This window comes from Actinomadura gamaensis (assembly GCF_042652125.1).
GTDB classification, from domain to species: Bacteria; Actinomycetota; Actinomycetes; order Streptosporangiales; family Streptosporangiaceae; genus Spirillospora; species Spirillospora gamaensis.
This window is the reverse complement of record NZ_JBHSIT010000010.1, coordinates 305,918-317,605: the sequence shown is the minus strand read 5'-3', so window position 1 is coordinate 317,605 and position 11,688 is coordinate 305,918. Positions and strand designations below refer to the sequence as shown.

Annotated in this window: 9 protein-coding genes; 1 reads left to right on the top strand and 8 read right to left on the bottom strand. The window is 72.9% G+C overall.

The window, feature by feature from the left end:
• Positions 1–2 precede the first annotated feature (2 nt).
• On the bottom strand, positions 3–578 hold the full coding sequence (gene idi / locus ACFPCY_RS31680) for an isopentenyl-diphosphate Delta-isomerase (RefSeq protein WP_378261470.1): 576 nt from the start codon (positions 576–578) through the stop codon (positions 3–5).
• A gap of 193 nt (positions 579–771) precedes the next feature.
• Between idi and dxs the strand changes: the two genes are divergently transcribed.
• Positions 772–2,709: a 1-deoxy-D-xylulose-5-phosphate synthase gene (gene dxs / locus ACFPCY_RS31675; protein WP_378261275.1), complete on the top strand. Its 1,938-nt coding sequence runs from the start codon at positions 772–774 to the stop codon at positions 2,707–2,709.
• A 20-nt stretch (positions 2,710–2,729) separates the two neighbouring features.
• Here the strand turns inward: dxs and ACFPCY_RS31670 are convergent, their stop codons facing one another.
• From ACFPCY_RS31670 to ACFPCY_RS31640, 7 genes are all read right to left on the bottom strand, one after another.
• Positions 2,730–3,095, bottom strand: a complete 366-nt coding sequence (locus tag ACFPCY_RS31670) for a hypothetical protein (RefSeq protein WP_378261273.1) — start codon at positions 3,093–3,095, stop codon at positions 2,730–2,732.
• Between the two features lie 200 nt (positions 3,096–3,295).
• Positions 3,296–4,675, bottom strand: coding sequence for an FAD-dependent oxidoreductase (locus tag ACFPCY_RS31665; RefSeq protein ID WP_378261271.1), 1,380 nt, complete (start codon positions 4,673–4,675; stop codon positions 3,296–3,298).
• A 49-nt stretch (positions 4,676–4,724) separates the two neighbouring features.
• A complete protein-coding gene (locus tag ACFPCY_RS31660) occupies positions 4,725–6,203 on the bottom strand; it encodes an amino acid permease (protein ID WP_378261269.1) in 1,479 nt (492 codons plus the stop codon).
• A gap of 280 nt (positions 6,204–6,483) precedes the next feature.
• Positions 6,484–8,574, bottom strand: coding sequence for a 3-hydroxyacyl-CoA dehydrogenase NAD-binding domain-containing protein (locus ACFPCY_RS31655; protein WP_378261267.1), 2,091 nt, complete (start codon positions 8,572–8,574; stop codon positions 6,484–6,486).
• Positions 8,571–9,773, bottom strand: a complete 1,203-nt coding sequence (locus ACFPCY_RS31650) for a thiolase family protein (protein ID WP_378261265.1) — start codon at positions 9,771–9,773, stop codon at positions 8,571–8,573. Before ACFPCY_RS31650 ends, ACFPCY_RS31655 begins: the two co-directional genes overlap by 4 nt.
• A 159-nt stretch (positions 9,774–9,932) precedes the next feature.
• The gene (locus tag ACFPCY_RS31645) at positions 9,933–10,532 is read right to left on the bottom strand and encodes a phosphatase PAP2 family protein (RefSeq protein WP_378261263.1); all 600 of its coding nucleotides are present in this window, start codon (positions 10,530–10,532) and stop codon (positions 9,933–9,935) included.
• 117 nt (positions 10,533–10,649) lie between these two features.
• A complete protein-coding gene (locus ACFPCY_RS31640) occupies positions 10,650–11,630 on the bottom strand; it encodes a M56 family metallopeptidase (protein WP_378261261.1) in 981 nt (326 codons plus the stop codon).
• Positions 11,631–11,688 lie beyond the last annotated feature (58 nt).

The following is an 11,688-nucleotide window of genomic DNA, read 5'->3' as shown; positions in this document are numbered from 1 at the left end:
GGTCACCATGCGAGGGCCGGAGGGAGGCCGCCGGTGCCCGCGTCCGGCCAGTCGGGCGGCGCGCCGAGCGGCGCCAGCTCGGCCATCTGGAGCCGGTACCAGGGGGACGACTCGGGCCGGTCCGCCAGGGCGAGGCACTGCGCCCACGTCCACCACTCGGCGTCCTCGACCTCCGAGGGGTCCGGGGCGGTCGAGACGTCCGACACCGTCGCCCGGACGACCGGGCAGCGCTCGTGCTCGACCGTCCCGTCCGCGGCGACCGCCCGGTACCGGAACCCCGGCAGCACGGAGGTGATCGAGTCGGCGGTCAGGCCGAGCTCGCTGCCCAGCCGCCGCCGCACCGCGGCGCGCAGCCCCTCCCGCGGGGCCGGGTGCCCGCAGCAGCTCCCCGTCCAGACGCCCGGGAACGTCTTCTTCGCCAGCGCCCGCCGGGTGATCAGCACCCGGCCGTCCGGGCCCACGACGTAGCAGGAGAAGGCCAGGTGGTACGGGGTGTCCCGGTGGTGGCTGGCGATCTTGGGCGCGGTCCCGATCGCCTCGTCGGCGGTGTTCAGCAGCACGATCTCCTCGGTGTGCACGGACACGCGGTTCCTTTCGTCGACGGTGGTGACCCCGGTCGGATGTAGTGGCCCGATAGGCGGTTGTGGCGATTCGGTGCGGAAATCGTCCCAGGCCGCCGCCCGGGGCGCCGGGTCGGTCAAGCCGCACTAAACTCGGAACGGCCCGACGACCGGGGGCCCGGGACGGTCCCTGATGGAGGAGTTGACGAGCGTGACCCTGCTGGAGTCGATCAAGGGTCCGGAGGACCTCAAACGACTGGACGCCACGCTGCTGCCCCGCCTGGCCGGGGAGATCCGGGAGTTCCTGGTGGACGCGGTGTCCAAGACGGGCGGGCACCTCGGGCCGAACCTCGGCGCCGTCGAGCTGACCATCGCCCTGCACCGCGTCTTCGACTCGCCCCGCGACCGCGTCCTGTTCGACACCGGTCACCAGGCGTACGTGCACAAGCTGCTGACCGGGCGGCACGACTTCTCCGGCCTGAAGCGCCGCGGCGGCATCTCCGGCTACCCGAGCCAGGCCGAGTCCGAGCACGACGTCATCGAGAACTCGCACGCCTCCACGGCGCTGTCCTACGCCGACGGCCTCGCCAAGGCGTTCCAGCTGCGCGGCGAGACCGACCGCTCCGTGGTCGCCGTGGTCGGCGACGGCGCGCTCACCGGCGGCATGTGCTGGGAGGCGCTGAACAACATCGCCGGCGCGAAGGACCGTCCGGTCATCATCGTCGTCAACGACAACGGCCGCTCCTACTCGCCGACGATCGGCGGCCTCGCCAGCCACCTCGCCGACCTGCGCGTCACCCAGGGCTACGAGCGCGCGCTCGACCTCATCAAGCGGACGGTGCCGAGGGCCCCCGTGGTCGGGCACGTCGCCTACGAGGCGCTGCACGGCATGAAGAAGGGCCTCAAGGACGTCCTCCAGCCGCAGGCCATGTTCGAGGACCTCGGCATGAAGTACGTCGGCCCGATCGACGGCCACGACACCGAGGCCATGGAGCACGCGCTGCGCAGGGCCCGCTCGTTCGGCCGCCCGGTGATCGTGCACGCGATCACCCGCAAGGGCCAGGGCTACGCCCCCGCGCTGTCCAACGACGAGGACCACATGCACGGCGCGGGCGCGTTCGACCCCGCCACCGGCAAGTCCCCGAGCAAGCCCGGCGCGGCCCCCGGCTGGACGAAGGTGTTCGGCGAGGAGATGGTCGCCATCGGCGCCGAGCGTCCCGACGTGGTCGCGATCACCGCCGCGATGCTGTACCCGACCGGCCTCGCCCCGTTCGCCGAGGCGTACCCGGACCGCACCTACGACGTCGGCATCGCCGAGCAGCACGCCGCGACCTCCGCGGCCGGGCTCGCGCTCGGCGGGCTGCACCCGGTCTTCGCGGTCTACGCGACGTTCCTGAACCGCGCCTTCGACCAGGTCCTGATGGACGTGGCGCTGCACCGGCTGCCCGTGACGTTCGCGCTGGACCGGTCCGGAGTGACGGGCGACGACGGCGCGTCCCACAACGGCATGTGGGACCTGTCGATCCTGTCGCTCGTGCCGGGCATGCGGGTGGCCGTCCCGCGCGACGGCGCGCGGCTGCGCGAGCTGCTGCGCGAGTGCGTCGCCATCGAGGACGGGCCGTCCGCGATCCGCTACCCGAAGGGCGCGGTCGCGCCGGACGTCGAGGCGGTCGGCACGGTCGGCGGCATGGACGTCCTCGCCCGGCACGCCGGCGCGAACGGCACCCGCGTGCTGCTCGTGGTCGCCGGATCGCTGGCCGGCACCGCGCTGGAGGCCGCCGAGCTGGTCGCCGCGCAGGGCATCGGCGTCACCGTCGTCGACCCGCGCTGGGTGAAGCCGCTCGACCCGGCGCTGCCCGGGCTCGCCGCCGAGCACACCCTGGTCGCGGTCGTGGAGGACAACGGCCGCACCGGCGGCGTCGGCGACGCGGTGGCCCGCGACCTGCGCGACCACGCCGTGGACGTCCCGGTCCGCACCTACGGGATCGAGCAGGAGTTCCTGGAGCACGCCTCCCGCGAGCAGATCCTCGCCGACCTCGGCCTCACCCCGCAGGACCTGGCCCGCGAGATCACCGCCGCGACCGCCCGCGTCGCCGGGCACGGCGACGCGGCGGCGGCCGAGCACCACGCCGAGGCGGCCACCGACTGAGCCGCGCCGGCCGGGGGCGCTCACACGCCCTCGGCCGACAGGAGCTGCCAGAAGTGGTCGATGGACGCGGCGGCGGAGCCGAGCTCGCGGCCGGAGTAGGTCCATCGGCCGCGTAGGCGCCAGCGGCGCCCGGCCCCGTCGGAGACGAACACCTGGAGCGGGAAGGTCGCGTCGTGCGCGCGGATCAGCCCGGCCGGGTCGACGGTGGCGAGCAGCTCGGGTTCGCCCTCGCACCGCACGCCCATGACCCGCGTGCCCGCGTCCTGGCGGAGCAGCCCCTGCGTCAGGTCGTAGACGAGCACCGAGACGTAGTCGGGGCCGAGCCACCGCAGGTCGGGCAGCGAGGCTGGTGGGGGGAATCCGAACAGCTCTGGACCACCGGTCACACGACGCACGGTAGCCGCTCGATCACCGGCCCGCCATCGATTCGCCGCCGCATGTCGGGGCGCCGCAACCGTTTCGCCGGTTCTCGCCCGAGATGTTCGCCCGATTCGGAGGGCCGGAAGCCGCCTTTCCGGACTGCCGTGATCCGGTTCCGGTCAGGGCGCCGGACGGATTCGGTCCGGAACGGCGGCGCGAAGGCGGATCAGGTGCCCCGGCAGGCGGCGCGCATCGCGTCCCAGCGGGCCAGCTTGACCCGCTCGCCGCGGCCGAGCGACCGGGCGAGGGCGATCTCGGCGGCGTCCAGGTGGAGCCAGTCGGCGTACCGGACGGCGGGCAGCTCGCGCTTCTCCAGCAGCTCCTCGATCGTCCCGGCGGGCTCGGCTCGGCCCCCGTCCGGGCCGCCGCGGTCGTCGAGGTCGGTGCGGTCGCCGAGGTCGGCGAGCAGGTTGCGGACGGTCTCGGCGGCGTCGGACTTGTTCGTCCCGACGACGCCCGTCGGGCCGCGCTTGACCCAGCCCGCCACGTACTCGCGGGGGAGCGGCGACCCGTCCGGGCCGAGCACCCGGCCGCCGTCGTTCGGCACGACCTTGGTCCGCTCGTCGAACGGGAGCCCGGCCAGCGGGACGCTCTGGTAGCCGACCGAGCGCAGCACCATCCCGGCCGGGATGTCCTCGAACTCGCCGGTGCCGGTGACGCGCCCGTTCCCGTCCAGCCGGGTGCGCTCGACGCGCAGCCCCTCGACCCGGTCCGAGCCGAGGATCTCGACGGGCGCGCGCCAGAACCGGACGTCGATGCGGCGCGGACGCCCACCGGGGGAGTCGGTCCAGCCAGCCATGACCTTGATGTTGCCGCGCACGTGCCGGTCGTCCTCGGCGAGCGCCGCGCTCGCCGCGTCCAGGTCCATGTCCTCGGGCCGGACGTGCACCGACGCCGCGGCCAGCGTGCCCAGCTCGCGCAGCTCCTTGGTGGTGAACTTGGCGTGCGCCGGGCCGCGCCGCCCGATCATGTGGACGCGCCTCACCCGGCTGCGCGCCAGCGCGTCCAGCACCTGCTCGGGGACGTCGGTCGCGCGCAGCTCGTCCACCGTCCGGGAGAGGATGCGGACGACGTCCACCGCGACGTTCCCGACGCCGATGACCGCGACCTCCTCGGCGTCCAGCGCGAACTCGTGGTCGGCGGCGTCCGGGTGGCCGCAGTACCAGTTGACGAAGTCGGTCGCGGCGAAGCTGCCGGGCAGGTCCTCGCCCGGGACGTCCAGGTGCCGGTCGACCATCGCGCCGGTCGCGTAGACGACCGCGTCGTAGCGTTCGAGCAGCTCGGCGCGCGACACGTCCCGGCCGAGCTCGACGCAGCCGAAGAACCGCACGCCCGGCCGCTCCAGGACGCCCTGGAGGTACCGCGCGATCGACTTGATGGACGGGTGGTCCGGCGCGACGCCGTAGCGCACGAGCCCGTAGGGGGACGGGAGCCGGTCGAACACGTCCACCCGCGTCCCGTCCCCGGCCTGCTTCAGCAGCGCCTCGGCCGTGTACAGCCCGGCCGGACCCGAACCGACGACCGCGACCCGCAGGTGTCCCGTCATGCGGGCCATTGTGCCCACGGCGCCGCCGCGAAGGACAGCGTGAGGGCGGTCACACCTCCGTGCGCACCCGTACCAGCCGCGAGTGCGTCCGGCCGTAGGTGAAGTACAGGACGGCGCCGATCACCATCCACGCGAGGAACCGGTACCAGGTCTCCACCGGCAGGTTCAGCATGACGAACAGGCAGGCCAGGACGGACAGGATCGGCACGTACGGCACGAACGGCGTCCGGAACGCGCGCGGCAGGTCCGGACGGGTGCGGCGGAGCAGCACCACCCCGATGGAGACGACCAGGAACGCGAACAGCGTGCCGATGTTCACCAGCTCGGCGAGCTTGGCCAGCGGGATCAGCCCGGCGAGGACGGCGACGATGCATCCCATGATCAGCGTGGACCGGTACGGCGTGCCGAACCGCGGGTGGACGGCCGCCAGCCAGCCCGGCAGCAGGCCGTCCCGGCTCATCGCGAAGAACACCCGGCTCTGCCCGAGCAGCAGGATCAGCACGACGGTGGTGAGGCCCGCGACCGCGCCGATGCTGATGACCGTCGCGAACGCCGGATGCCCCACGGCCTTGAACGCGTCCGCGAGCGGCGCCTTGTCGCTGAGCTCGGTGTAGTGCTGCATGCCGACCACCACGAGCGACACCGCCGCGTACAGCACGGCCGTGATGACGAGCGAGCCGATCAGCCCGATCGGCAGGTCGCGCTGCGGGCGCCGCGCCTCCTCGGCCGCCGTCGCCACGATGTCGAACCCGATGTAGGCGAAGAAGACGATCGCGACGGCGGCGAATATGCCGAGCCAGCCGTAGGACACCGGGGTGATGCCGAACAGCACCTGCATCAGCGGCGCCGCCGCGCCCCCGACCGACGCGTTCGACTTCGACTCCGGGATGAACGGGTGGTAGTTGCCGCCCTTGACGAAGAACAGCCCCGCGACGATCACCAGCAGCACGATCGCGACCTTGATGGTGACGACCACCGCGTTCACCCGCGAGGACACCTTCACGCCCGCGACGAGCAGCCCGGTCACCGCGAGGACGATCAGCACCGCGGGGAAGTTCACCACGCCGCCGTTCTCGCCCGGCGGGTTCAGGACCGCGTTCGGCAGATGGAGCCCCGCGCTGGACAGTAGCGAGTCCAGGTAGCCCGACCAGCCGACCGCCACCACGGCCGCGCCGAGCGCCAGCTCAAGGATGAGGTCCCAGCCGATGATCCAGGCCGGGAACTCGCCGAGCGTCGCGTAGGAGAAGGTGTACGCCGAGCCCGCGACCGGGACGGTCGAGGAGAACTCGGCGTAGCACAGCGCGGCGAGCCCGCACACGACGGCGGCGAGCACGAACGAGATCGCGACCGCGGGTCCGGCCTTCTCCTTGGCGACCTGCCCGGTGAGCACGAAGATGCCGGTCCCGACGATCACGCCGACACCGAAGATCACCAGGTCCAGGGCGCTCAGATCGCGGCGCAGCCGGTGCTCCGGCTCCTCGGTGTCGCGGATCGACTGCTCGACCGTTTTGGTGCGGAACAGTTCCACCTGTGGTCCTCCCTGACAGTGACGGCGCTGTTACTGAGGGTTGCGGGCCTATAGAGGGTTTTCGCAGGTCCCGGCCCGCCGAAACCTGACCCGACCGGGATGCCCACTTAAAACGCGAAAATGCCGTCCCGAACTCTCGGGACGGCATTTCCGAAATCCGCCGGACCTGCCGTTAAGGGCAGGCACGCCCCGCCTGGCGGGCAGGGGCGGCCCGCCTGGCGGCCGGGAAGGCGTCGCCAGGCGGGCCGGGATGCGTAGTTAGGCGGGCAGGGATGCGTAGTTAGGCGGGCAGGGAGGCGACCCCCGGCTCCAGGAACCGGCGGCCGGTCACCTGCTCGGCGATGCCGCTGCGGTCCAGGTACGGCGTGATGCCGCCCAGGTGGAACGGCCAGCCCGCGCCGAGGATCATGCACAGGTCGATGTCCTCGGGCGCGGCCACGACGCCCTCGTCCAGCATGAGGCGGATCTCCTCGGCCAGCGCCTTGAGCGCCCGCGCGAGCACCTGCTCCTCGGTGGACGGGCTGTCGCCGCCGCCGAAGATCTCCACCGCCTCCGGGTCGAGGGTGAAGTCGGGCAGGTAGACGCCCCGCTTCCCCTCGGCGACGAACTTGGCGAACTTCTCCGACAGCGGGAACCGGTCCGGGAACGCGCCGTGCAGCGTCTCGTTGACGTGCAGCGCGATCGCCGGGCCGACCAGGCCCATCAGCACGAACGGCGGCATCGGCAGTCCCAGCGGCGCGGCGGCGCGCTCGGCCACCTCGATCGGGGTGCCCTCGTCCACGGTCTGGATGATCTCCGCCATCAGGCGCAGCAGGATCCGGTTGACCACGAACGCCGGGGCGTCCTTGACCAGCACGCAGGACTTCTTCAGCTGCCTGCCGACCGCGAACGCCGTCGCGAGCGCCGCGTCGTCCGTCTTCTCGCCCCGGACGATCTCCAGCAGCGGCAGCACCGCGACCGGGTTGAAGAAGTGGAAGCCGACGACCCGCTCCGGGTGCTTCAGCCCGCTCGCCATCTCCGACACCGACAGCGAGGAGGTGTTGGTCGCGAGGATCGCCTCGGGCGAGACGTGCTCCTCGACCTCGGCGAACACCTTCTGCTTGACCGACATCTCCTCGAACACGGCCTCGATCACGAAGTCCGCGTCGGCGAAGGCGTCCTTGGTCAGCGAGCCGGTGATCAGCGCCTTCAGCCCGTTGGCCTTGTCGGCGGAGATCCGGCCCTTGCCGAGCAGCTTGTCGATCTCGGCGTGCGCGTAGCCGACGCCCTTGTCCAGGCGCTCCTGGTCCAGGTCGGTCAGCACGACCGGGACCTCCAGGCGGCGCGCGAACAGCAGCGCGAGCTGCGAGGCCATCAGGCCCGCGCCGACGACGCCAACCTTGGTGACCTTGCGGGCCAGGGCCTTGTCGGGCGCGCCCGCCGGCCGCTTGGCGCGCTTCTGCACCAGGTCGAACGCGTACAGCCCGGCGCGCAGCTCGTCGCTCATGATGAGGTCGGCGAGCGCCTCGTCCTCGGCGGCGAAGCCCTCGTCGCGGCTGCGGTCCTTCGCGGCGGCGACCAGGTCCAGCGCGCGGACGTAGGACGGGGCCGCGCCGTGCAGCTTGCCCTCGATCGTCCAGCGGGCCATGTTGACGGCGTCGTCCCAGGCCTTGCCCTTGTCGACCTCGGGACGCCTGACCTCGATCTCGCCCTTGAGGACGCGGGCGGTCCAGGCCAGCGACTCCTCCAGGAAGTCGGCCGCGTCGAAGATCGCGTCGGCGATGCCGAGGTCGTACGCCTGCTGGCCTTTGAGCTGCTTGTTCTGGGCGAGCGGGTTGTCGATGACGACCTTGAGCGCCTTCTCCGCGCCGATCAGGTTCGGCAGCAGGTAGGTGCCGCCCCAGCCGGGGACGAGGCCGAGGAACGCCTCGGGCAGGCTCAGCGCCGGGACGCCGCGGGAGATCGTCCGGTAGGTGCAGTGCAGGCCGATCTCGACGCCGCCGCCCATCGCCGCGCCGTTGTAGTACGCGAACGACGGCACCTTCAGCTCGCCGAGGCGGCGGAACGCGTCGTGGCCGAGCTTGCCGATGGCGAGCGCGTCCTCGCGCTTCCGGATCAGCGGGACGCCCTTGAGGTCCGCGCCGACCGCGAAGATGAACGGCTTGCCGGTGACGCCGACGGCGACGATGTCGTCGCGCTTGGCGATCTCGTCCAGCGCGGCGTTCAGCTCGGTCAGGCCCGCCGGGCCGAACGTGCTCGGCTTGGTGTGGTCGTGCCCGTTGTCCAGCGTGATCAGCGCGAGCGTGCCCGCGCCGAACGGAAGCCGGACGTCGCGGACGCGGACGTGCGTGACGACCTCGTCCTTGAAGATCTCGGTGATGTCAGCGCTCACTTGGCGCCCTCCCAGTTCACGTTCTCCCACAGCACCGTTCCGCCCATGCCCATGCCGACGCACATCGTGGTCAGGCCGTAGCGGACGTCGGTCCGCTCCTCGAACAGCCGCGAGAGCTGGTTCATCAGCCGGACGCCGGACGAGGCGAGCGGGTGGCCGAGGGCGATCGCGCCGCCCCACGGGTTCACGCGCGGGTCGTCGTCGGCGATCTTGAAGTGCTCCAGGAACGCCAGGACCTGCACGGCGAACGCCTCGTTGATCTCGATGAGGCCGATGTCGTCCATGGTCAGCGAGTTGCGGGCGAGCAGCTTCTCGGTGGCCGGGACCGGCCCGACGCCCATCACCTCGGGCTCGACGCCGGCGAAGGAGAAGTCGATCAGCCGCATCCGCGGGGTCAGGCCGAGCTCGCGGGCCACGTCCTCGGCGGCGAGCAGGCAGGCCGTCGCGCCGTCGTTCAGGCCCGCCGCGTTGCCGGCGGTCACGTTGCCGTGCACCCGGAACGGGGTCTTGAGCTTGGCGAGGTCGTCCAGGGTGGTGCCCGGGCGCGGCGGCTCGTCCTCGGTGGCGAGGCCCCAGCCCTTCTCCACCGAGCGGATCGCGGTCGGCACCAGGTCGGGCTGGATCTTCCCGGCCGCGTAGGCGGCGGCGACCTTCTCCTGGCTGCGCACGGCGTAGGCGTCCGCGCGCTCCTTGGTGATCTGCGGGAACCGGTCGTGCAGGTTCTCCGCGGTCGAGCCCATGACCAGCGCGGACGGGTCGACGAGCTTGTCGGCCAGGAAGCGCGGGTTCGGGTCGACGCCCTCGCCCATCGGGTGCCGGCCCATGTGCTCGACGCCGCCCGCGACGACCACGTCGTAGGAGCCGAAGGAGATCCCGGCGGCGGTGGTGGTGACGGCCGTCATCGCGCCCGCGCACATCCGGTCGATGGCGTAGCCGGGGACGCTCTTGGGCAGGCCCGCGAGCACGGCGGCGCTGCGGCCGATGGTCAGGCCCTGGTCGCCGGTCTGGGTGGTGGCGGCGACGGCGACCTCGTCCACCCGCTCCGGCGGCAGGGACGGGTTGCGCCGCATCAGCTCGCGGATCGCGCGGACGACCAGGTCGTCCGCGCGGGTCTCCGCGTACAGGCCCTTGGGGCCCGCCTTGCCGAACGGCGTGCGGACGCCGTCCACGAACACGACGTCACGTGCGGTACGAGGCACGGGTCGCCCTCCCTGTCACGGTGGTACTGACGGTGGTTACTCACTGGTAACTCGCCATCTTACTCGCCGGTAATGGGCGTCCGGGTCATCGGCGCCGCCGCGCGGCCGCGATCGTGTCCGGGATCTCACTCCGCGCCGGGCGCGCGGGCGCGAAGAGGATCAGTCGCGGACGGCCACGCGCGGGACGATGCGGTCGAGGCCCCACGTCAGCGCGTACCAGCCCGCTCCGGCGACCGCCGCCCCGAGCAGCAGCCCCACGGCCACGTCGTGCGGGTAGTGGACGCCGATGTACACGCGCGAGCAGGCGATGAGGAGGGCGTTGGCCACGGCGACGGCCCCGAGGACGCGTCCGGCGGCCAGCCACACCGCGATCGCCGCCGCTCCGGCGAGGACGGCGTGGTTGCTCGGGAACGAGTAGTCGGCCGTCCCCGGGCAGGACACGGCGATGTGCACCGAGGGCATGGCGCGGCACGGCCGCTGCTCGGCGACCATCAGCTTCAGGACGCTGCTCACCGCGAACGCGACGACCATCGCCGTGGGCACCCACAGCGCGCCGACCGCCGCCCGGAGCCCCCGCTCCCTGACGTGCCACCAGGCGAACGCGGCGAGGACGACGAACAGGGCGAGCCCGTAGTCGCTCCACCAGTTCACCAGGCCGTTCAGCCAGCCGGTATGGCGGGCCACGCCCACCACGTCCCGGTACAGCCCCGCGTCGAACGCCTGCCCGCCGGCGAGCCTCGCCGCCGCCACCTCGATCACTCGGCCCCTCGTTCCCTGACGTTCCCCGGACGTTCACCGCCGTCCGGCCGAATCAAAATCTACAACTATGTAGAATTTGGTCGCTGTCAGGGTAGTCGAGAAGTCCGCCGACCCGGGTCAGTCCGCGGCCTGCGCGTGCTCGACCAGCTCGTGCAGGTCGACCACCGCGTCCTGGGCGGCGAGCAGGGACGTCACGACCAGCGCGGCCATGGCCGCGACCAGCAGCGGACGCCGCGCGGGCGGCGGTTCCAGCAGCGCCTTGACCCGCCGCGGCAGCGGCCCCGTCCGCCGGAACCGCGCCAGTACCTGCCGCCGCGCGAGGCCGTGCGCCCGGCCGGAGTCGTGGGCGACGCCCAGGGCGGCGGGCTGGGCCAGGCGGGGACGCCGGTTGTGCGCGAGAGCGGCGCGTCCGATCGCCTGCGCGGTCTGCGCCCGGTCGTCGATGCTCGCCGCGGCCCGCTCGTCCGCCCAGCGCTCGGTGGCGAACGCGACCGCGCCGCGCAGCGGCCAGAGCAGCGGGTTCGCCGCGACCGCGACGGCGGTGAGGGCGCGGAAAAGATGGTGCCGGTCGGCGAGGTGCGCGCGCTCGTGCGCGATCAGCGCGTCCCGCTGGGCCGGGGTGAGGACGTCCAGCATGCCGGTGGTCACGACGACGCGTCCGGGACGGCCGGGGAGCGCGAACGCCTCGGCCTCCGCGTCGTCCACCAGGGCGATGAGGCCGTGCCCGGGCAGGGCCCGCGCCGTCCGGGCGGACGTCACGAGCCGGTACCCCTGCCGGACGGCCACGCAGAGCGCCGAGACCAGGCACGTCAGGAGCAGGACGGTCGCGACGGCGCCGACGACCGGATCCGTCTGCGGCGCGTGCCGCAGGACGCGCTCGGACATGTGCCCGACCGCCGCGACCGGCGGCAGGCGCAGCGCGCTGCCCATCGCGGACACCGCGAGCGTCGCGAGGCTCGCGACGGCGAGCCCGACGGCCGTCCCGGTCAGCAGCCACGTCGCGGCGCGCGGCGCGAGCCGCCCGGACAGCGGCCGCGCGGCGAGGGCGGCCACGGCCGCGAGGACGAGCGCGAGGTAGGTGTCCGGATCCCTGGTCATACCGCACCCCCGGCCCTGCCGCTGCCGTCGCCCTCGCTGCCGATCATGCCGCCCGCCG